The following is a 19,538-nucleotide window of genomic DNA, read 5'->3' on the forward strand; positions in this document are numbered from 1 at the left end:
TGGGTGGGGAGGCCGTCTTCTTTGCGGAGGCGGCCTTCCTGCTTTTTTATCGGCGGTTGACGGGCTTGCTTGCGGCAGCGGCGCGCATCGCCGGGGCCTGGTTGACGGCTCCGCATCGCATCGGTTGGCTGGACCGTGACGAGGGAGGAACCCGATGACCTACACCGGAGTGTTGACCACCGGCGGCCCCGCTGATGTGCGGGAGACCAGCGGCCTGACCATCTCGAAAGTCTCAGTCGGCACGATCGACAACAACGCGTACCTGCTCCGTTGCCGTGCCACCGGCGAACAACTCCTCATCGACGCGGCCGCCGACCCGCAAACCCTGCTCGCGCTGGCTGGCGATGGCGGCCTCGCGTCGATCGTGACGACGCACCAGCACTGGGATCACTGGATCGCGCTGGCGGAAGTCGCCGAGGCAACCGGTGCCCGTACCTATGCCGGGCGCGATGACATCGACGGGATCAAGGCCCGCATCGACGTCCCGGTGGATGACGGCGACACCATCCGCGTCGGCGAGGTCTCGTTGACGGCTCGGCATCTTGTCGGGCATTCGCCTGGGAGTATTGCGCTCGTTTACCGGGACCCGGAAGGGATTCCGCACGTCTTTACTGGGGACTCGCTTTTCCCTGGCGGGATTGGCAACACGGAGAAGGATCCGGCTCGGTTCGCGTCGTTGCTCAAGGACGTGGAGGAGAAGATCTTCGGGGAGCTGCCGGACGAGACTTGGTTCTACCCGGGGCATGGCGGCGATTCCACGCTGGGTGTGGAACGCCCGAAGCTCGCCGAGTGGCGTGAACGCGGCTGGTGAGCGGTCCGCTCACCAATCCGTCACCGAGAGCACCGCCGGGAACTCCTCTCCGAAGTCGTCCGTCCGACGCCGCGGCAACTCGATCACGATCCCCTCCGCCGTGCGAGTCCACGGCAGCGGCCGGGAATCCCCGCCCAGCAAACGGATTCGTGACCGGCCACTGATCGGTACATCTCCCGGAACAAGAAGCCGCGCGCCGGGCCAATGCAGTGGGATCAGGTGGAACGCGCCGCGCGTTCGGGTGTAGCAGAGGTCGCCGTCCATCGCTCTAATCCACGGCGTCGAACCGTAGATCGCGCGGCCGTTCAGGCGGAGCCAGCGGCCCATGTCCAGCAGGCGCGAGCTCATCCAGTCCGCGATCGTGCCGTCCTCTCGGGGGCCGATGTTGAGCAGCAGGTTTCCGTTCTTGCTCACCACTTCGGCTAGCAGGCGGATCAGCTGCACGGAGGATTTGATCTTCGCCGGATCCTCATTTTCGTTGTAACCCCAGGACTTTCCGATGTTCAGGCAAGCTTCCCACGGATCCGGACGCAGGACGTATTTCTTGTTATCTCCTTCCACGGTAGCGAAATCCGCGTGCGAAGCTTCGAAGCGGTCGTTTGCCAGGACGCTCTTCGGGTGCGGGCGGTCGGCGGCATTCCGGTAGTAGTACGACAGGATTTCGTCACTGCGCCAGTCCCACGTCCTCGGGCGGAAGATCGGGCCGCCGCCGAAGTCGTGGTAGCCCTGGCCGTCTGCCCATAGGAGGTCGGGGTCGTAGTGGTCGATGAGGGTTTTCAGGTGTGCGTGTTCGTATTGGGTTACGTAGTCGGTGACTGGGCGGTAGCCGGTGTAGGCAATTTCCGCTCCGGTGTACGGGTTTTGAGGTGGGGTGCCGAGCGCGGGGTTGTAGAACTCGCCCAGTGAGTAGTAGAGGCCGCGTTTGAGGCGGGAGTGGGCGGCTGCTGAGAAGAGTTCGCCGACCAGGTCGCGGCCTGGGCCCAGGCGGACGGAGTTGCGGTCGGAAGCGGTGTTGCGGAACAGTTGGAAACCGTCGTGGTGCTTGGAAGTGAGGACGAAATACCGGGCTCCGGCTTGTTCGAACAGGCGCACCCAGGAGCGCGGGTCGTAGCGGCGGGCGGTGAAGCGCGGGATGAACTGGTCGTACGCGAAGTCCGCGCCGTAGGTTTTCAGGTGGTGGTCACGGGTTCCGGTGCCGCGCGCGGGATCCGTGACGTTCATGGCGTACAGGTACCACTCCGCGGCGTGTTTGGCGTCGCCCCAGGCCGCGGCTGAGTAGGCGCCCCAGTGGATGAAGATGCCGAATTTGGCGGAGGGGTACCACGGCGTGGCGGCGGGGGTGGCGTGCGCCGGGGCCGCGGTGAGCCCGAGCAGTCCGGCGGCGCCTGCTGCGGCGAGCACACTGCGACGGCTGATTCCTGCCTGGTCCATGACGCATCCACTCCCGTTGCGGCGGCGGTCATCGGATGTATCGGTCCTTCAGAGGTACCAGCTCGCCGAGTGACCGGCAAGCATCCTGTCTAGTCGAGACAGATTTTCGCAAGTATGAACACGACGGTTGGCCGATTGACTCGGCTGAAAACCCTTCTTATGGTCGAGTTAATACATCCGATCTATCAAAGGCGGCTGTAATGGGAGAAACCAGTCGGCGGACGGCGTTGCGCGGCGGGGTCGCCCTCGCGGCTCTCGCGGCCACCGCCGGGACAGCCTTCGCGAAACCCGCCGCGCGACGGTTGCCGTTCCTGCTCGACATGGTCCAGAACAACCCCGGCGAACCGCTGTTTTCCAGTCGCTTCAACGATCCCGCGACGTTGAAGAGCTACGGCTACGACGGTCAGGTGATCAACGAATTCACCCCGCCGCAGACCGCGATCACCTTCGAGACGTTCGACGAGCGCATTTTCCCCGCGGACTCCCCGGGTCGCGCTTGGGTTGAAGCCACGGCGAAGAAGATCGACGCACACATCGCGCGAGCGCACGCGGCGGGTATCGCGGCGTATTTCTTCACCGACATCATCGTGCTGCCGAAACGGCTGGTAGAACTGTACGGCGACCAAATTCTCGACAGTCAAGGCCGCATCAGCTTCGACCGTCCGCTCACCCAGCAGATCCACCGCCTGATGCTGCGCGAGATCTGCGCCCGCTTCCCCAGCCTGGACGGAATTGTCGTAAGAACCGGCGAGACTTACGTGCAGAACGTCCCGTTCCACACCGGAAACAACCCGATCACCAACGGTGCCACGAGCCACCTGACGCTGCTCGGCATCCTGCGCGACGAGATGTGCTTGCGCGGCAAGCGAGTCTTCTACCGCACCTGGTCCACCGGCAGCGACAAACTTACCAGCGACCCGGACTTCTACCGGCAGGTGACCGACCAGGTCGAAACGCACGAAAACCTGATCTTCTCGATCAAGCACACCGCGAAAGACTTCTGGCGAACCATCCCGTTCAACCGTACCATCGGCGTCGGGAAACATCGCCAGATTATCGAAGTGGAATGCCAGCGCGAGTACGAAGGCAAGGGTGCGTTCCCGAATTACGTGATCGACGGCGTGGTCAACGGTTTCGAAGAATTCCGCACCCAGCCGCGCACTGGCCCGATCGGGCTCGCCGAGGTAGCCGACAATCCCATCATCGCCGGAATCTGGACCTGGTCTCGCGGCGGCGGTTGGCGCGGACCGTATCTCCACAACGAACTGTGGTGCGACCTCAACACGTGGGTGATCGCCCGCTGGGCCCGCGACACCGGTCTCGGCGAGGAAGGCGCGTTCACCGAATACGCGACCACGCGGCTCGGCTTGCGGGGCGATCAAGTCCGCCGTTTCCGCCGCCTCGCACTGCTGTCGGCGGCCGCCGTGCTGCGCGGGCATTACAGCGTGGTGCACCCGATGGGCAGGCTGATGTGGACCCGCGACCAGTTCCTCGGCGGCTCAGACAAGGACCTGACCAGCGATTACGACGCAATAATCGCGAAAGACCGGGTCGAACCGGTGCTCTCCGAGAAAGCCGAAGCGGCCCGGATGTGGGACGAAATCGTCGCGCTGTCCGACACGATCCCGCTGCGCAACCACGCCGACCGGACGTATCTGCGAGTGTCTGCGCGCTACGGCCAATCCTGGCACCGCGTCGTGCATCACGGCTGGGAAGTAATGCTGCGCGGTTACGCCGGTGGGTATGACAAAGCGGTCCTGCGTTACCACCTGGCCCGCTACGACGCGGAATGGCAAGGCTGGCAACGACTTGCCAAGACCGAACCATCTTGCGCGACGCTGTATCAGCCGTACAGTTTCGGTCCGAAGGGGCCGGACGGGCTGTACAACGCCGATCCGAATCACGGCATCAAACCGGCAACTGACTATTACCGTCGCCTTCTGTCCTCGTGAACGACGGTCGGTCGCCGAATCAAGGTCGCTTAGCGCTCGTGTAGCGGGCATCATGCGTTCATGACGTCTGCGTGGATGTTCGCGGTGACAGCACTTGCCGGCGTGGCCGTCGGCAGCCTGCTCAGCTTTCGCGCGACCAGGGCGTCGCCACCGGCGTTGCCCAGCCCGGAACCAGTCGAGGCGCTGGCGGTCGTCGAGCGATGCCTCCAGATGAAGCTGGATGCCGACGAGGCGAGGAGGCGGCTCGAAAAGACAGACCACGCGTATGGCCAGCTGACGGGCTGGCTCTATGAGTTGGAAATCGATGTAGACGGGGTTCACGTCGCATTATTTTCGGATAACGAGAAAATTCTCCGTGAGCTGCGCACAAAATTGGACGAGTGGTCGTGGTCAACACTGCGGCCACCGCGTGAAGTATCCGCGTCCCAGCATTATTGGAACAACGATGTACGCGACCTCATGGGTGAATTTTACCGTAAGATGCATGATTTTGTCAGCTGGTCCGTTCGTGATCTCAATAAAGTTCTCGAGAACACTCAAGACTTGACGCCGGATTCGTATCGGGCAAGCTCCGAGTTCTTTTCCGCGAAGCGTGAACTCGACCTGGTTCTTGCGAGAATCCGAGAAGAGGTTCGCGTCGAGATCGGCCGGTAAGCTGGCAGAAAGGCTGTTGCATGAAGAGGGAAACAGGTGTTCGCCGGTATGTCTACTGGGCCAACCGTCGAGTGCTGAGCATCCTGGAGGATCAAGGTGTGAGCTTAGCTGAGCGACGTCAGCGCAAGATCTCGACGCCCAATATCAAAAGCTTCCTTCCGGTCGTCGAGTGGACGGCCGAATCCTCATCGTTGACCAGGCCGCAGTTGGCGGCGAAGATCGAGTCTGCCCTCAGCGAAGAGGTCGTGTCGGATTTGGAGTCTCCTGCGCCGATCTGCTTCGCGAGAGGGGTAGGCCCGGTCGCCTTCGGTGAATTCGTCGGAGCGGAGGAGAGTCGGGCGATGATGTACATTCCGCAAAAGACCTCGCGGGGCGACCTTGCCGCCGTATGCCTGTTTGGCAGCGTGGAGAATTACGCTGACTTCGTGTCTCCTCCGGGCGGACCGCCCCGCCGCGGGTGGACGTCGTCTGCGGCGGGAAGCATTTACCGGTTTCTCCAGAGCGAATGCCGAGTCACCCCGTCCAGATGGGAGAACCGCGAGAATATGGCCCGAGAGGCGGTCAAGGTCGCCGCCTTCCAAGGCCTTTACGATCAACCTGCGAAAGTGGATAGTCCGGACCGCGGTTACATGTACGGGGACGTGTTGCACGGCGGAGAATGGTTCGCCGAGATATATCAGGACCTCGATCTGGCAGAGACCTCAGGCGGACCGCAGGACGGACACGGCCGGGTCTTGATAGGTGCACCCCTTTGGCTGCGCACCGCGGCACCTTCCGAAATGAGGCTATACGCCGACCTGGGATGAGGCGGCGCGGCTTCGCCACCACTCCTTCGCCGGACCAGCCCCAGCCCACAACACGAACACCGCCGCCACAGCGACCAAAGCCGTCCAATACGCCACCGGCGGCGCCGACTCCGTCTGCGAGCCCCCGAGCAGCCAAGGCCGCAACTGCGACTGCACCCAGAACGCGCCGTACCCGAACGCCGTCACCAGAACCGCCCCCGCCAGCGCGGGCCGGGGAAGCAGGAAGGCCAAGTCCACCGCGAGCCCGACAGCCAGCAGATAGAACGGCACCGTCGACACCGGGAAGCCCAGCGCCAGCAGCAGCGGCCACATCACGCACCGGTACGCGACATACGCGCCGGCCACGGTCAGCCCGGCCCAGCGCTTTCCGACGGTCTTGCGCGCCAGCACCAGGATCAGCGCCGAAACCCCGATCCCCCACAGCGGATACACCCACTCCGGGATCGGCATCGTGAAGTGCAGCACCGCGGCCCGGTCGACCGGGTGGCCGATCTGGTTGGCGGCGAAGGAAAGCAGCGTCGGCTCCGCCTCGGGCGTGCCGCGTTCCCACGCCCGCAGGCCGAGGATGCCGTATTCCTGCTGTCCGTTCGGGAAGAAGGTGTTCTCCAGGAAGAACGCCCACAGCGCGAGCAGCACCCCGGTGCGGAAGCGGCCCGGCGGGGCCAGCCGCAGCCAGCCGAGCAGGACGCCCGCCTGCATGATGCCGGTGCCGAGGTACAGCATCATGTGCGACGGGCTCCACGCGGTCAGGTCGAGGCCGTTCACGCGGTGGTTGATCACGTCGAGCGGCGCGGCGACCAGGAACACGATCAACCCGGCCTGCATGAGCCGCAGCGAGCGCCGGTCGCAGCCGAGGCCGGTGTAGCTGTGGATCGCGACCAGCACGATGATGATCACCGTGCCGACGGTGTTGATCAGGTGCGGCGGGGCGAGGTCGTCGCGCAGCCACTTGAAGTGCCACGACATGTCCCACGACGACCCGACCAGCTTGAACGCGAACGCGGTCAGCCACATGCCGTAACAGAACCGCAGCACCCACGCCGGAGTCGGTGCTCCCGGTGCGCCGCGGTGCCAGTGCGTCGCGAAGAAAAGCCTGGTCTTGCCCACTGGTCCGCGCGGGACCGCGGGGCCGGCGACGTCTTCAACCGCCTTCGTCATAGGCGCCATCATTCCCTGCCGCAAGAGGACGCGGCGGGAGAAGGGGCAAAAACCGGGGTTCACCCCTACGGGTGGCGGACTTGCCCCTGCCCGGCCCGGCACGGCAGGGTGTCGGCCCATGATGCCGAAACGAGCCGTCGCCGCCGTGCTGATCGCCGCACTCGTGCTGGCCGGCGGAGGCGTGCTGACCAGCCTGTTCCTCTGACCGAGGGCATCGTGGGCACAATGGCGGCATGACGCACAACCTGCTGGGCCCCGAGCCCACGCTGCTGCCCGAGCACACCGACGCGCAGGCCGCGCTCGACTCCGGGACGGACCCGTCCGCCGTGGCCGCCGAACACCCCGACTACAGCGAGGCCTGGGCCGCGCTCGCCGAACGCGCGCTCGCCGACGGCGAGACCGTCGCCGCGTACGCCTACGCCCGCACCGGCTACCACCGCGGCCTCGACCAGCTGCGCCGCGCCGGCTGGAAGGGCTTCGGCCCGGTGCCGTGGGCGCACCGGCCGAACCAGGGTTTCCTGCGCGCGCTCGCCGTGCTCGGCACGGCCGCCGGGCGCATCGGCGAATCCGAGGAGTACGAGCGCTGCAAGACGTTCCTCGCCGACTCCGACCCGGCCGCGGCCGAGGCGACCGGTCTGAAGTGACGCGGGCCGCCGGTCGCGCCCCGGAAAACCCGGGCGCGACCGGCCCGTTGCCCACCTTCGGGTGACAGCTAGAGGTGTTCGCATTTGGTGACACCTACAAAGACGGCCATGCGAGGCACGGCCATGCTCACCCCCCGGATCCGCACCCTCGGCACCGCACTGCGCGAGGCCAGGGTCGACGCCCGTTTCGGACTGCGCGAACTCGCCCGGCGAGTCGGCACCAATCCCGCTCTGGTGTCGAACTGGGAGCTGGGACAACGGGTTCCCGCGCTCGAGGACGTCGCGGGCATCCTCGGCGCGCTCGGCGTCGTGGGCGCGGAGAAACAGCGGATCCTGCAACTGGCGCGCGGCACCGCCGAACCGGGCTGGGTCGCCCGAGGCAAACAGTCCGACCCAGACCACCTCGGCGGGCTGCTCGCCTGCGAACGCGCCGCGACGTCGGTCGTCGAATGGCAGCCGCTGCTCCTGCCGGGGCTGCTGCAGATCCCGGATTACGCGCGGGCGTTGTTCCTCGCCGACGGTTTGCCGGTGCAGGACGCGGAACGCCAGGCGGAGATCCGGATGATGCGCAGGCCGCTGGTGGTCGGCCCCGGCGCGATCCCGTGCGAGGTGCTGCTGGGCGAGGCGGCATTGCGCAATCCGATCGGCGGGCCCTCGACGATGGCCCGGCAGCTGCGTTTTCTCGCCGACCTGATGGCGACGTCGGCGAAGCTGTCGGTCCGCGTCGTGCCCGCCAGCAAGGGCGGGCATTCGGGCCTGGCCGGTCGGTTTTGCGTGTACTACGTGGAGGTCGGCGACCCGATCGTCTACTTCGAGCATCAGCACTCGGGGGCCTTCCTCCTCGACGAGGGGAACGACACCTACTGCGAGGTCGCGGACCGGATCCGCGATTTCTCCCTGGACTCCCGCGCGTCGGCGGCGTTCGTGCAGCGCACCGCGCAGGAGTTCAGGGAGATCGCGCAGGGGAAAAAGCAGGAGGGGCCTAGGAATATGCTCGGTTAGCCGGCACGTCGACCGCGATTCGCAGTTCGCTTTGCAGCAGGTGCTTCGACACCGAAAACCCGTGTCGCAGGTACGCCGGGATCGCGCGATCCGAGGAATGCACGGTCACTCGTTCCAGCCCGAACTCCGCGGCGAGCCGTAGCGTCGCCTCGATCAGAAGCCCGCCGACGCCGCTGTCACGCGCTTCCGGCACGACGTACACGCATTGCACGTCGCCGCAGACCCGCGAAAAGTCGTGCGGTGTCGGCACTCTGGGGGTCAGGGCGAGGAAGGCCATGCCGAGCACGTGCTCGGCCCGCACCGCGACCAGACAGCGATGCGTTTCGGCGTGCGCGCGGGCCCAGTCGGCGAACTCGCGGACGAAATCGGCCCGAGCACGGTGCAACGGACCGCCTTGGTCGGCAACCCACCGCCAGCGCAAGGCGGCGACGGCGGGGAGTTCGTCGTCGCGGGCTGGGCGGATCTCGGCGCGCGGCACAGGTTTCCTCTCCGAATTCCGGAGCTGACGAAGGGATGGACCCGGCCGGCCGGGGGAGGGTGCCGGCCGGGTCCGAGGTCGTCAGGCGACTGCCGCGAGTTCCCGGGTCGGTGCGACCGAGCCGACGACCCGGTTGCGGCCGCTGTTCTTCGCCGCATACACCGCGGCGTCGGCCGCGGCCATCACTTCCTCGATGCTTGTCCCGTCCAGCGGGAACGCCGCCACCCCGATCGACGCCGTCCGGTTCTCGATCGCGACTGCCACGCCCTCGTTGGTCTGCGTGGGAATCACCAGCTCGCTGATGCGCTGCCGGATCCGTTCCGCCGTGACAATCGCGTCCTCTTTCGACGTCGACGGCAGCAGCGCGACAAACTCCTCACCGCCGAACCGGCCGACGAGGTCGTGCGCCCGCGTCTCCTGTTTCACCACCGCGGCAACGGCTTTGAGCACGTCATCGCCCGCGAGGTGGCCGTAGGTGTCGTTGATCCGTTTGAAGTGGTCGAGGTCGATCATCAGCGCACCGAAGCTGCCGTTCTCGCGCTCGGCACGGGAAATCTCGCGCTGCGCGCCGTCCTGCCAGGTGGTGGCGTTGAGCAGCTGCGTCTTCTGATCCGTGGTCGCGAGTTCCTCGAGCCGCTTGATCAGCATCGAGCGCTGCAGCACGTACAGCGGCAGGATCACCAGCACCGACAGCAGCGGTTCGTGGCTCAGCACCATCACGAGCAGCCCGCCGACGCACAGGGTCGCCAGCTCCAGCAGGTTGTCGTCCATCGTGCCGAGGCAGGATTCGGCGGTCGCCTTCGCCGGGTCGGTCAGGTACAGACCAAGGCCGGTCAGTGCGGTGTTGACCAGGAAATACCCGAGCGCGCCCGCCACCACGGTGGTGACGCTGTGGCCGTCCGCGAGGTGTCCGGCCAGCGCGGCGCCGAATCCGGACAGGATCATCGTGGTCGCGTTGGCCGCGACGCGGTGCGCCTCACCGGGGCGCGTGCCGTTCCAGCTGCGGAACGCCAGGTAGACGTAGATGATCACGCCCAGCGCGGCCACCAGCTGCGGCGGCACCAGCAGCGCCGCCGGAAGCAGCCACACCGAGGTCACGGTGATGTGCGGGCCCTGGCTCAACATCCGGCGCTGCCGCTCGATCTGGCGCGTGACCTCGGTCTGCGCGATCGCCAAGCCGGCCAGCATGCCGAGGATCCCGAGCTCGCCGAGGCTGACCGGGAACACCAGCGTGCTCACCACGGTGAGCACCACCGTGACGGCCATGCTCGTCAGCGTGACCGCGACCCACTGCCGCGGCCGAGTCCAGAGCGACCACCGGGAAACCGCATCGCGCAGCCCCAGACCAGAAAATTCCCCCAATGTGACCATTCTTCCCCCCGGGTCTTGCGCGGATCTCCAGTGACACTCGCCTTACTCACAGTTTCAGACCGTTTGCCGCCTGTCCACAAGGGCCTTAGGTGTGTACATTTTTCCCGAACACGCCGGATGAAGGGTGACCAGCGATGCGCAGCAAGGAACAGTGACCGCGTAGCAGCACCGCAAGGTCGCGCAGGTCAGAGCCTCACGCGCGGGGCATGTCGGGGTAGTCAGGCATGTTCGGCGCGTGTGGCTTCCTTCGCAGACCCGTCTTTGGCCTGCCCGGAAACGGTCCGCTGCCACGCGATCGCGAGCGGAATCGTGATGAGCAGCCCGGCCAATCCGAAGATCCCGACCGTCGTCTGCGCGCTCACGTGGTCCGCGATGACCCCGCCGATCAACGGCGTCACGCCCATCGTCGTGGTCAAGCCGGTGTTCGACAGCCCCATCGTCTGCGCCCGGCTCTCGTCCGGCACTGCGACCGTCAGCGACGCCGTCGCCTGCAGCAGCGCGATCGTGCCGAAGCCGCCGGAGATCACGAACAGAATCACCGAAACGACCGGACCCGGCTGCAGGAAGCACAGCAGCAGCGGGATCGCGGCGAGCGCGGTCATCGGGCCGATCAGCTTCGGCCGGATCCCGGCGGGCACCCAGCGCGTGTAGACGAACGTGAAGATCACGCTGCCCACCGGATCCGCGGCCAGCAGGAAGCCGATCATTTCGGACCCGCCGCCCGAGGACGCGACGTAGGGCGCGGCAATGCCCTCGTACACCGGCATCAGCCCGGCGAGCCACGTGAAGACCATCAAGGACCGCAACGCACTGGTCGCGAAGGCGACCTTGCCGCCCGCGCTCAGCGAGGAGAGGAACGGCTTGCGCTTTTCCCCGCTGGCCGCCGCGGGGCGCGACTTGAGCCCGAAGCGGAGGAAGAGCGCGGAGAGCACGAACGTGCCCGCGTCGAGCACCAAGGCGAGGCGGGCGTCCATCGCGAGCAGCAGCGCGCCACCGCCGGCGAAACCGAGTAGCTGCGCGGACTGCACGGTCATGCTCCGGATGCCCATGCCGACCACGAATCGGTCGCCTTCGAGCACCTGCGGCAGCAATGCCAGCTGAGACGCCTTGAACGGCGGATTCAGCAGTGAAACACAGCCGACGAGCACGCATAGCGCCCAGAACGGCAGCCCGGGTATGGCAACGCACAGAATCAGCGCCGCGCGCGTGGCGTCGACGGTGACCATGACCGCCCGGCGAGGGAAGCGGTCGGCGAATCCGGTGAGGAAGATGCCGCCCAGCAGCGACGGGAAGAACGTGAGCGCGTAGGTGAGGCCGGTCAGCGTCGCGGAACCGGTGTTGGCGTAGACGAGGACGGACAACGCGACGCGGGCGAGCTGGTCACCGGCGATCGACAGCAGTTCGCCGAACCACATCGCGCGGAACTCGGCGACTCCGAACACCTCGCGGAACGTGACCCGGTGTGGTGCTGTCGTCATGCGTGTTCTCCCCGCTGCTGTGTGCGGACTGTGCCGCACTAGTGACCAACGGGTGACCCTAGATCCTCCTGGTCACGGGCCGGTCACACGAAGTGAGTTGCCAAGCTCAGTGTCTCGTGACTGTTGGTGATTCTCTAGGTTCTTTCGCCGGTATCCGACAGGTCACGATCAGTTCGCCACGTGTCCAGACGATAGCGCTCCGCACTCTCTTCCGGGACTGGTTCGATCTTTGTGGTTTGTGCCACATCCGTTCGGGTCGACCGTCCGCAGAGTGGAACGGCCGCCGCTCGGTCAGCCAGCCGCGTAGCTTCGCCCGGGTGACCGCTCTCCCGACGTTCACGCTCGCCATCGTGGGCGCCGGACCTCGCGGGGTCGGCGTCCTCGAACGGCTGTCCGCGAACGCCGCCGAACTGCTCGGCGACCGGCAAGCCGAAGTCCACCTCATCGACCCGTTCCCGCCCGGCCCCGGCCGCGTGTGGCGGTACGAGCAGTCGCCGCTGCTGCGGATGAACTCGATGCCCGAGGACGTCACCGTCTTCACCGACGACACCGTCCGGATCGACGGCCCGGTGCGGCCGGGTCCGTCGCTGATCGAGTGGGTGCGGCAGGTGCGCGCGGGCACCCTCGCGTATCCGGTGCCGGACGACGTCCGCGCCGAGTTCGAGTCCCTAGCCTCCACGGACTTCCCGACCCGGCGGCTGCAGAGCCGGTACCTGGAGTGGTTCTACCGCAAGGTGGTGGCCGAATTGCCGCCCGGCATCACGGTGATCGAGCACCTCGCCACGGCAGAGAGCATCGACGACGACGAGACTGTGCGGCTTTCCGACGGCACGACCGTGACCGCCGACGCCGTGGTGCTGACGGTCGGCCATCTCGACGCGGTCCCCGATTCCCGGGAACGCGAACTGGAGGCGTTCGCCGAGCAGCACGAGCTGTCCTACTACCCCGCTGGCTACACCGCGGACGTCGACTACTCCGCGGTGCCCGCTGGAGAACCGGTGCTAGTGCGCGGTTTCGGGCTCGCGTTCGTGGACCTGATGCTGTTGCTGACGGAGGGTCGCGGCGGCCGGTTCGAGGAGCTGCCGTGCGGTGGTCTGCGTTATCACCCGAGCGGTGCCGAGCCGGTGCTGCACGTCGGGTCCCGGCGCGGGGTGCCGTATCACGCGAAAACCGGCTATCGGCTGCGCGGGAAACCATTGCAGCTGCCCAGATTCTTTGACAAGCGCGCTATTGACGGTCTGACCGGTCCGCTCGACTTCCGAGCGGACGTGTGGCCGCTGATCGCGAAGGAACTCGCCTGGGCGTATTACACCGAACTGTTGACCGGACATCCGGATCGCGTGCGCACGGATTTCGCGGTCTTCGCGGACAAATTCGCCGACCTGCCGTGGGGGACGTCCGAAATGGACGCTCTGATCGCGACCGCGGTGCCTGCGCTGGAGGATCGGCTCGACCTTGAGCGGCTGGATCGCCCGTTCGCTGGCCGCCGCTTTGACTCCGGCGAGGAATTCGGGAAGGCGGTGCGGAAGTACGTCGAGTCCGATCTCGCGCGACGGGCGGACGTGCACCACAGTGCGGACCTCGGCGCGTTCATGGCGCTGCTGTCGGTGATCGGCCAGCTGCCCGCGCTGCTCGCGACCGGACGGCTGACCGCAGCGTCTCAAGTGTCCGATATGGACGGCTGGTTCCACGGGTTTTTCTCTTACTACGCAAGCGGTCCGCCGCCGCGTCGGCTCGATGAACTGCTCGCACTGGAGGACGCTGGCGTTGTGTCTTTCCTTGGCGCGGACATCTCGATCGCCGCCGACGAGACGACTGGGGCGTTCGTCGCGTCAAGCACCAGCCATCCGGACACTGTCGCCGCGCGCACGTTGATCGAGGCGCGGCTGCCGAACGCCAGCGTCCCACGAGTGTCCGACCCGTTGTTGCGCAGCCTGCGGGAAACCGGTGCGCTGGCCGAGGAAACCGTCCCGGATGTCGACGGCGCGACGTTGCCTTCCGGCCGGATCGCCACGTCGCTCAACGACTTCCGACTGGTCACCGTGGACGGTGCGGCGCATCCTCGGCGGTTCGCGGTGGGTCCGCACACGAGTGTCCGATCGGCAGGCGCTTTCACCCGGCCGCGCACGAATGCGATCTCGTTCCGGCAGAACGACGCACTGGCAAGGGAAATCCTGCGGCTGGCTAACCCTTGACCGTCGGCGCGATCTGCTGCGCCCACTCCCACGGCGCGGCGGTGTCGCCGGGCAGCGAGTTGAAATACTCCCAGCCGTCGATGCCGCCGAAGTCCGGATACTTCTGGACGAGACTGCCGACGGTGTTCTTCAGCGTCGGCATGTCGACGTAACCGTTGCAGTTAGCGGGATTCGTGACCGTCCCCGCGACGACCTTGCTCGCCGGGACGACTCCACGGCCGATGATCTGGTCGTAGCCCGAGGTGTCCGCCAGCGAGCCCCAGCCGCAATAGAACTGGGTGTTGAACCAGGAAATCTGGTCGCCGCGCTCGCGGTAAAGCCGGTCGTAATCGAGGCCGGAAAGCCCGCCTCCGCCGCTGAGTTCGGTGGCGACCGGTGCGAGAGTGATCAGGAAGTCCGAGCCGAAGTCGCCCCGCAACGCGTCGATCACGCGGTTCAGTGCGTCGTTCGACATCTGCTCCTCGACGTCGAGGTCGATGCCGGACAGCGAATGGTCGCGGATCAGGTTGCGCAGCAACGGATAGTAGGTGTCGAAGTCCTGCTCAAGACGCTGGAAGCTGCCCTTCGCCGCACCGCCGACGAAAGCGAGTGCGTGCACGCCTTTGCTTTGCATCGTGGCGAGGTCGACCCACATCTGCGTGAATTTTGCGTCCGACGGCGGATCGTCGTTGAGCGTCATGGTTCCGCCGTCGTTGAGGTGCACGGCTCCGACGATCACGTCGGTGACGCCGGCGTCGTGGTCGGTGAGCCCCAGCGGGGAGATGTACGACCCGTTTTGGTGCGTGGTTTGGTAGTACACAACGACTCTGCGCCCGGTCGCCGCCGTCGCCGGGACCGCTCCGCAGAGCACCAGGAACACCGCCAGCACCGCCGCCGTGATCTTCCTCATGGTTCGGACCATAGGACGGCGGCGGCGCCCGCGGTAGGGCTGATCGGGTCAGCAGCGCCCCAGCATGTCCGTCAGCGCAGACTTCTCCGCCGAATTCACGGTGAGCTTGAACTTCGACTTGACCGCCACCCACATTTTGGCGTAGGTGCACCAGTATCCGGTGGACGGCGGCTTCCACTGGTCCGGCGACTTGTCGCCCTTTTCCTGGTTGACGTTGTCGGTCACTGCGATCAGCTGCGGGTCGGTCAGGTCGTTGGCGTAGGCCTGCCGCTGCGCGGTGGTCCAGGACGACGCGCCGGTGCGCCACGCGTCGGCGAGCGGCACGACGTGGTCGATGTCCACATCGGACGGAGCGCTCCAGGTCGCGCCGTCGTACGGCGAGGTCCAGGTGCCCGAGGTCGGGGCGCAGTCGGAGCCGACCTTGACGTTCGTACCGTCGCGCTTGAGCACCATCTCGCGCGTGTTGCAGTTGTTGCCCTGGTCGATCCAGTGCGGGAACTTGTCGCGGCTGTACCCGGTTTGCGAGCCGTCCGGTTTCACCGTGAGCCCGGCGAGCTGGCTCTTCGCGGTGTCCGCCGACGGGATGCCGGGCGGGGTGGCATCGGCGACGCCCACCGTGACCGAGCCGAGCAGCGCGACGCCGGCCAGGACGGTCAAGGAGTTGCGAACTGTACGTGTGGTCGGCATATTGCTGCCTTCCTGGTCAGATGCGGGACTGATTCACCTTTGACCACGAAAGTGGCGTGCGCAACACCGTCAGGTGACAGGAAACCGACCTTCAGTAAACGGAAAGTCACCGAGAGTCCAAGTCGGCTTGAACCTCGTCCGCGCTGCCGGGTCAGCCGCGGACCGCGCGGAGATCGGCGGTGTGCCGGTACCAGGTCCGCCGGGTGATCGCGCGCTCCTGCGGTACACCGTCGATGACCAGCGAAAACGTCGGAACGCAGCCGAGCTGGAAGGCGCGCCCGCGATACGTCGAGGACCGTTTGAGGAGCTTGCCGCGGGTGATTCGGGCGGTGACTCCGGACTCGTCCGGTGCGACCTCGATGCCGGAAACCAATCCGTCGAAAGCCACCTGTTCGTCGCAATACGCCTGGCCCTTGACATCGCGCAGGGTCGCGTGCCCGAGGAGCACGCCGCCGGTGTCGTCGCGCACGAGCGAGGTCTCGGCGTCCTCGCCCTTCCAAGCGAGCGCGAACGCCTCGTCCGGGTCCGAGGGCAGCCGCCAGTGCGCGGCGACGCGAGAGCCGGTCTCAGTGGCCACGAAACCCACTGACACGCCCGGGAGGACTTCGCGGCGCATGAGACGCACCACCACGGCGGCGAGGTCGGCGTCGGAGCCCAGCACGACGAGCCGGTCGTGTTCCCCCAGCAAGGGGTCGATTTCCGCCTTGCCCGGACGGGGGCTGGCGTGCACCAGCGGGACGTCGCCGAGCCGCGCGGGGAGATCCGCCGCGGCCCCGCAGGCCACCACTATTCCGCGCACTCCGGCGTCCTCCGTTAAAGTCATGCACCGGCATTTACCAGCGCCACCCGTGCCCCCGTCCGGGAGCACTATTCCTATTGCCGAACACCTGGAGTGTCACATGCCGGCCATCGTGCTGATCGGTGCCCAGTGGGGGGACGAGGGCAAGGGCAAGGCCACCGACCTGCTCGGCGACCGCGTCCAGTGGGTCGTCCGCTACCAGGGCGGCAACAACGCGGGCCACACGGTCGTGCTGCCCAACGGCGAGAACTTCGCGCTGCACCTCATCCCGTCGGGGATCCTGACGCCGGGCGTGACGAACGTCATCGGCAACGGCGTGGTCATCGACCCTGGCGTGCTGCTGGACGAGCTGGCGGGTCTCGAGGAGCGCGACGTCGACACCAGCAAGCTGCTGATCTCGGCCGACGCGCACTTGATCATGCCGTACCACGTGGCGATCGACAAAGTCACCGAGCGCTATCTCGGCAGCCGCAAGATCGGCACCACCGGCCGCGGCATCGGCCCGTGCTACCAGGACAAGATCGCCCGCGTCGGCGTCCGCGTGCAGGACCTGCTCGACGAGAAGATCTTCCGCCAGAAGGTCGAGGCGGCGCTGGAGTTCAAGAACCAGGTGCTGGTCAAGGTCTACAACCGCAAGGCGCTCGACGCCGACCAGGTCGCCGACGAGGTGCTCGCGGCGGGCGAGAAGTTCGCGCACCGCATCGCCGACACCCGGCTGCAGCTGAACCAGGCGCTGGAGCGCGGCGAGACGGTGCTGCTGGAGGGTTCGCAGGGCACGCTGCTCGACGTGGACCACGGCACGTACCCGTTCGTCACGTCGTCGAACCCGACGTCCGGCGGCGCGAGCGCGGGCTCGGGCATCGGCCCCGGCCGCATCACGACCGTGCTGGGCATCCTGAAGGCCTACACGACCCGCGTCGGCTCCGGCCCGTTCCCGACCGAACTCGACGACGAGTCCGGCGAATACCTGCGCAAGCAGGGCGGCGAGTTCGGCGTCACCACCGGCCGCTCGCGGCGCACCGGCTGGTTCGACGCGGTGATCGCCCGCTACGCGGTGCGGGTCAACGGAATCACCGACTACTTCCTCACCAAGCTGGACGTGCTGTCCGGCCTGGAGAAGGTCCCGGTGTGCGTCGGCTACGAGGTGGACGGCTTCCGGACCTCGGACATGCCGATGACCCAGACCGACGTGCACCACGCGGTCCCGATCTACGAAGAGCTGCCGGGCTGGTTCGAGGACATCTCGAACTGCCGCACGTACGACGAGCTGCCGGCCAACGCGCGGGCTTACGTCGAGCGGATCGAGGAGCTGTCGGGCGCACGGGTTTCGGCGATCGGCGTCGGTCCCGGCCGGGAGCAGACGATCGTGCGGCACGAGTTCGCCTGAGTTTGTTGCGTCTGTCGGCCGCTGTTCGATGAGAGCGGCATGACAGACGGTGCTGCCGGGCGCTCTGGCTCGGCGCGGAAACTGCCGGAGCTGCGGTGGTGGTGGGTTGCCGCTGCCGCCGCAGCGACCGCGGTTCTGATCGCAGCGGCTACTTGGCTGTTGGTGAGCCAGGTAGCGACCGCCCCAACGTCGGACACGGCCCGGGCTGAGCTGGACGCCATCCGCACGGCACTGAGCCTCGCGGTCGGCACGGGCGGTGCTTTCGCGTTGTGGCTCGCGGCGCGGCGGCAGCGGTCGACGGAAATACAGATCAGAGAAACGATCGCCGCCACTGCCGAGGACCAGCGGCACCGGGAGAAGGTCCAGCTCGCAACCGAGTTCGACCTGACCGAGCGGCGGATCACCGAGTTGTACGGCAAGGCTGTCGAACAGATCGGTTCGGACAAGGCACCCGTCCGGCTCGGCGGGTTGTATGCACTTGAACGGCTGGCGAATGCGAATCCGACGCTTCGGCAGGCGGTGGTCAACGTCGTCTGCGCTTATCTGCGGATGCCGTTTCCGGAACCTTCGTGGGAGTACGAAGGCTCACGAGCAGCCGACCTGGAAAGCGGCATGCCGGAGGCCGAACGGCAGGAACGCGAGGAGCTTCAGGTGCGGCTCGCCGCGCAGGAAATGCTGGCGGATCACCTCCGGGAGGCGGACGGCTCCCCGGATAAATGGGGTGCCCTCGATCTGGATCTGAGCCGCGCGGTCTTGATCGACTTCCGGCTTGAGCGGTGTTCCGTCGGCAAAGCCCGGTTCCGCGGAACCCAGTTCTTGGTGGTGGCCAGGTTCGACCGGACCGTCTTTCGCGGAGAGACGTGGTTCTACGAGTCCGACTTTGCCGGGCTGGCGAGCTTCTCTGGGGCGAAGTTTCTCGACCGGGCGGTATTCACGGGCACGCGGTTCGGCTGGAATTTTTTCGCGGCTGACGTTCGGTTTCTTGACGGAGCCTGGTTTTATAATTCTGTCTTTTGCGGCAAGTGCAATTTTCGTGACGGGGAGTTCGATCGATTCATCGTATTCGATGCGCATCCGAAGATCGGCGAGCCGAGCGGCGGGTCTGTCGGCGATTCGTTGTTGTGGGACGATTTTCCCGGTACCCGCTTCAACTTCCAGGGTGCGAGGATCGGGCAGCTGGCCGAAGAGCCGACACTGCCCGACCGCTGGAGTGTTTCCGCTGACGGGACTCTGACCTATCGCCGCGAACTGGATCCGTCGTGATCGGCGTGGTCAGCGAACCGTTGTGGTGACTGGGGTTTGGTTGCGGAACAGGTCGAGCACCGGGCAGTGTTCGTCCACCGCGCGGCGGAGTTGTTCGTAGACCTCGGGCGCGGCCGGGCCGTCGAGTTCTACGGACACTCGCACGTCGCTGAAACCGGGCCGGGTCGATTCGTCGAAGCCGAAGAAGCCGTGCAGGTCGAGGTCGCCGTCCACCTTCACGCGCACTGCGTCCAGCGGAATACCGAGGCGCGCGGCCCAGAACTGGTACGTGATCACCTGGCAGGAGCCGAGCGCGGCCAGCGCGTACTCGACCGGGTTCGCCGCCTGGTCGGTGCCGCCGAGGGCGGGCGGTTCGTCGACGGTGAACGCGTGGTCGCGCACCCGGACGTCCACCACCGTCGCGGTGTTCGCGGCCAGTGCGTGGTCGACGCTGAACGACACCGCCGCGTTGTGCCGGTCCGTCCGCACGGCTTGGCGGGTGCCGTCGATGACGTCGGTCAGAGACATCGGTCCTCCTGGGGTCGTCGGGCGTC

At 66.5% G+C, this 19,538-nt stretch carries 18 protein-coding genes; 9 read left to right on the top strand and 9 right to left on the bottom strand.

The genetic code is table 11. From position 1 onward, the window contains the following. Window positions 1-154 precede the first annotated feature (154 nt). Window positions 155-811 carry an MBL fold metallo-hydrolase gene (locus ACWDNU_RS18380; RefSeq protein WP_449669732.1) on the top strand — a complete coding sequence of 219 codons (657 nt, stop codon included), beginning with the start codon at window positions 155-157 and terminating at the stop codon, window positions 809-811. 9 nt (window positions 812-820) lie between these two features. On the opposite strand, the gene ACWDNU_RS18385 is transcribed toward ACWDNU_RS18380, so the two are convergent. Continuing rightward, the gene (locus ACWDNU_RS18385; RefSeq protein WP_449669733.1) at window positions 821-2,242 is read right to left on the bottom strand and encodes an alpha-L-fucosidase; all 1,422 of its coding nucleotides are present in this window, start codon (window positions 2,240-2,242) and stop codon (window positions 821-823) included. 200 nt (window positions 2,243-2,442) lie between these two features. On the opposite strand from ACWDNU_RS18385, the gene ACWDNU_RS18390 reads away from it, so the two are divergent. Genes ACWDNU_RS18390 through ACWDNU_RS18400 form a run of 3 tightly spaced genes read left to right on the top strand, consistent with a single transcriptional unit; the run spans window position 2,443 to window position 5,654 of the window. Next, a complete protein-coding gene (locus ACWDNU_RS18390) occupies window positions 2,443-4,194 on the top strand; it encodes a hypothetical protein (RefSeq protein WP_449669734.1) in 1,752 nt (583 codons plus the stop codon). A gap of 60 nt (window positions 4,195-4,254) precedes the next feature. Next, entirely contained in the window at window positions 4,255-4,848 is a 594-nt protein-coding gene (locus tag ACWDNU_RS18395; protein ID WP_449669735.1) for a hypothetical protein, read from the top strand. Window positions 4,849-4,868: 20 nt separating this feature from the next. Continuing rightward, window positions 4,869-5,654 carry a hypothetical protein gene (locus ACWDNU_RS18400; RefSeq protein WP_449669736.1) on the top strand — a complete coding sequence of 262 codons (786 nt, stop codon included), beginning with the start codon at window positions 4,869-4,871 and terminating at the stop codon, window positions 5,652-5,654. Here the strand turns inward: ACWDNU_RS18400 and ACWDNU_RS18405 are convergent. After that, window positions 5,634-6,812: a hypothetical protein gene (locus ACWDNU_RS18405; RefSeq protein WP_449669737.1), complete on the bottom strand. Its 1,179-nt coding sequence runs from the start codon at window positions 6,810-6,812 to the stop codon at window positions 5,634-5,636. The two genes, ACWDNU_RS18400 and ACWDNU_RS18405, sit on opposite strands and share 21 nt — an antisense overlap. Before the next feature lie 233 nt (window positions 6,813-7,045). Between ACWDNU_RS18405 and ACWDNU_RS18410 the strand changes: the two genes are divergently transcribed. Both ACWDNU_RS18410 and ACWDNU_RS18415 read left to right on the top strand, forming a co-directional pair. Next, a complete protein-coding gene (locus tag ACWDNU_RS18410) occupies window positions 7,046-7,456 on the top strand; it encodes a DUF3151 domain-containing protein (RefSeq protein ID WP_370933108.1) in 411 nt (136 codons plus the stop codon). A 108-nt stretch (window positions 7,457-7,564) separates the two neighbouring features. Then, window positions 7,565-8,458 (top strand): helix-turn-helix domain-containing protein, encoded by an 894-nt coding sequence (locus ACWDNU_RS18415; RefSeq protein WP_370933110.1) that lies wholly within the window; start codon window positions 7,565-7,567, stop codon window positions 8,456-8,458. Here the strand turns inward: ACWDNU_RS18415 and ACWDNU_RS18420 are convergent. From ACWDNU_RS18420 to ACWDNU_RS18430, 3 genes are all read right to left on the bottom strand, one after another. Beyond that, window positions 8,439-8,936: a GNAT family N-acetyltransferase gene (locus ACWDNU_RS18420; RefSeq protein ID WP_449669738.1), complete on the bottom strand. Its 498-nt coding sequence runs from the start codon at window positions 8,934-8,936 to the stop codon at window positions 8,439-8,441. The two genes, ACWDNU_RS18415 and ACWDNU_RS18420, sit on opposite strands and share 20 nt — an antisense overlap. An 81-nt stretch (window positions 8,937-9,017) precedes the next feature. Next, on the bottom strand, window positions 9,018-10,202 hold the full coding sequence (locus tag ACWDNU_RS18425) for a GGDEF domain-containing protein (RefSeq protein WP_449669739.1): 1,185 nt from the start codon (window positions 10,200-10,202) through the stop codon (window positions 9,018-9,020). 323 nt (window positions 10,203-10,525) lie between these two features. Then, on the bottom strand, window positions 10,526-11,785 hold the full coding sequence (locus ACWDNU_RS18430) for an MFS transporter (protein WP_370933115.1): 1,260 nt from the start codon (window positions 11,783-11,785) through the stop codon (window positions 10,526-10,528). A 317-nt stretch (window positions 11,786-12,102) separates the two neighbouring features. On the opposite strand from ACWDNU_RS18430, the gene ACWDNU_RS18435 reads away from it, so the two are divergent. Further along, entirely contained in the window at window positions 12,103-13,980 is a 1,878-nt protein-coding gene (locus tag ACWDNU_RS18435) for an FAD/NAD(P)-binding protein (protein ID WP_449669740.1), read from the top strand. Here ACWDNU_RS18435 and ACWDNU_RS18440 read toward each other — a convergent pair. From ACWDNU_RS18440 to ACWDNU_RS18450, 3 genes are all read right to left on the bottom strand, one after another. Beyond that, window positions 13,970-14,869 carry a glycosyl hydrolase family 18 protein gene (locus ACWDNU_RS18440; protein ID WP_449669741.1) on the bottom strand — a complete coding sequence of 300 codons (900 nt, stop codon included), beginning with the start codon at window positions 14,867-14,869 and terminating at the stop codon, window positions 13,970-13,972. The genes ACWDNU_RS18435 and ACWDNU_RS18440 overlap by 11 nt on opposite strands. A 48-nt stretch (window positions 14,870-14,917) precedes the next feature. Further along, window positions 14,918-15,556, bottom strand: coding sequence for an HNH endonuclease family protein (locus tag ACWDNU_RS18445; protein ID WP_370933120.1), 639 nt, complete (start codon window positions 15,554-15,556; stop codon window positions 14,918-14,920). A 151-nt stretch (window positions 15,557-15,707) separates the two neighbouring features. Continuing rightward, window positions 15,708-16,379 carry a hypothetical protein gene (locus tag ACWDNU_RS18450; RefSeq protein ID WP_449669742.1) on the bottom strand — a complete coding sequence of 224 codons (672 nt, stop codon included), beginning with the start codon at window positions 16,377-16,379 and terminating at the stop codon, window positions 15,708-15,710. Window positions 16,380-16,455: 76 nt separating this feature from the next. Here ACWDNU_RS18450 and ACWDNU_RS18455 point away from each other — a divergent pair, with 76 nt between their 5' ends. Together ACWDNU_RS18455 and ACWDNU_RS18460 are read left to right on the top strand one after the other, a co-directional pair. Then, on the top strand, window positions 16,456-17,742 hold the full coding sequence (locus ACWDNU_RS18455; RefSeq protein WP_037808782.1) for an adenylosuccinate synthase: 1,287 nt from the start codon (window positions 16,456-16,458) through the stop codon (window positions 17,740-17,742). 162 nt (window positions 17,743-17,904) lie between these two features. Further along, the gene (locus tag ACWDNU_RS18460; protein ID WP_449669743.1) at window positions 17,905-19,005 is read left to right on the top strand and encodes a pentapeptide repeat-containing protein; all 1,101 of its coding nucleotides are present in this window, start codon (window positions 17,905-17,907) and stop codon (window positions 19,003-19,005) included. Window positions 19,006-19,014: 9 nt separating this feature from the next. Here ACWDNU_RS18460 and ACWDNU_RS18465 read toward each other — a convergent pair whose 3' ends face one another. Next, window positions 19,015-19,512 (bottom strand): OsmC family protein, encoded by a 498-nt coding sequence (locus ACWDNU_RS18465; protein ID WP_449669744.1) that lies wholly within the window; start codon window positions 19,510-19,512, stop codon window positions 19,015-19,017. Between the last annotated feature and the right edge of the window lie 26 nt (window positions 19,513-19,538).

The sequence above is a fragment of the Amycolatopsis sp. NPDC003676 genome (assembly GCF_053587275.1).

What these genes read in the sequence shown, in the direction of transcription:
- ACWDNU_RS18380 (WP_449669732.1), top strand. Translation starts at nt 155, where the DNA reads ATGACCTACACCGGAGTGTTGACCACCGGCGGCCCCGCTGATGTGCGG.
- ACWDNU_RS18385 (WP_449669733.1), bottom strand. Translation starts at nt 2,242, where the DNA reads ATGGACCAGGCAGGAATCAGCCGTCGCAGTGTGCTCGCCGCAGCAGGC.
- ACWDNU_RS18390 (WP_449669734.1), top strand. Translation starts at nt 2,443, where the DNA reads ATGGGAGAAACCAGTCGGCGGACGGCGTTGCGCGGCGGGGTCGCCCTC.
- ACWDNU_RS18395 (WP_449669735.1), top strand. Translation starts at nt 4,255, where the DNA reads ATGACGTCTGCGTGGATGTTCGCGGTGACAGCACTTGCCGGCGTGGCC.
- ACWDNU_RS18400 (WP_449669736.1), top strand. Translation starts at nt 4,869, where the DNA reads ATGAAGAGGGAAACAGGTGTTCGCCGGTATGTCTACTGGGCCAACCGT.
- ACWDNU_RS18405 (WP_449669737.1), bottom strand. Translation starts at nt 6,812, where the DNA reads ATGACGAAGGCGGTTGAAGACGTCGCCGGCCCCGCGGTCCCGCGCGGA.
- ACWDNU_RS18410 (WP_370933108.1), top strand. Translation starts at nt 7,046, where the DNA reads ATGACGCACAACCTGCTGGGCCCCGAGCCCACGCTGCTGCCCGAGCAC.
- ACWDNU_RS18415 (WP_370933110.1), top strand. Translation starts at nt 7,565, where the DNA reads ATGCGAGGCACGGCCATGCTCACCCCCCGGATCCGCACCCTCGGCACC.
- ACWDNU_RS18425 (WP_449669739.1), bottom strand. Translation starts at nt 10,202, where the DNA reads ATGGCCGTCACGGTGGTGCTCACCGTGGTGAGCACGCTGGTGTTCCCG.
- ACWDNU_RS18430 (WP_370933115.1), bottom strand. Translation starts at nt 11,785, where the DNA reads ATGACGACAGCACCACACCGGGTCACGTTCCGCGAGGTGTTCGGAGTC.
- ACWDNU_RS18440 (WP_449669741.1), bottom strand. Translation starts at nt 14,869, where the DNA reads ATGAGGAAGATCACGGCGGCGGTGCTGGCGGTGTTCCTGGTGCTCTGC.
- ACWDNU_RS18445 (WP_370933120.1), bottom strand. Translation starts at nt 15,556, where the DNA reads ATGCCGACCACACGTACAGTTCGCAACTCCTTGACCGTCCTGGCCGGC.
- ACWDNU_RS18450 (WP_449669742.1), bottom strand. Translation starts at nt 16,379, where the DNA reads ATGACTTTAACGGAGGACGCCGGAGTGCGCGGAATAGTGGTGGCCTGC.
- ACWDNU_RS18455 (WP_037808782.1), top strand. Translation starts at nt 16,456, where the DNA reads ATGCCGGCCATCGTGCTGATCGGTGCCCAGTGGGGGGACGAGGGCAAG.
- ACWDNU_RS18465 (WP_449669744.1), bottom strand. Translation starts at nt 19,512, where the DNA reads ATGTCTCTGACCGACGTCATCGACGGCACCCGCCAAGCCGTGCGGACG.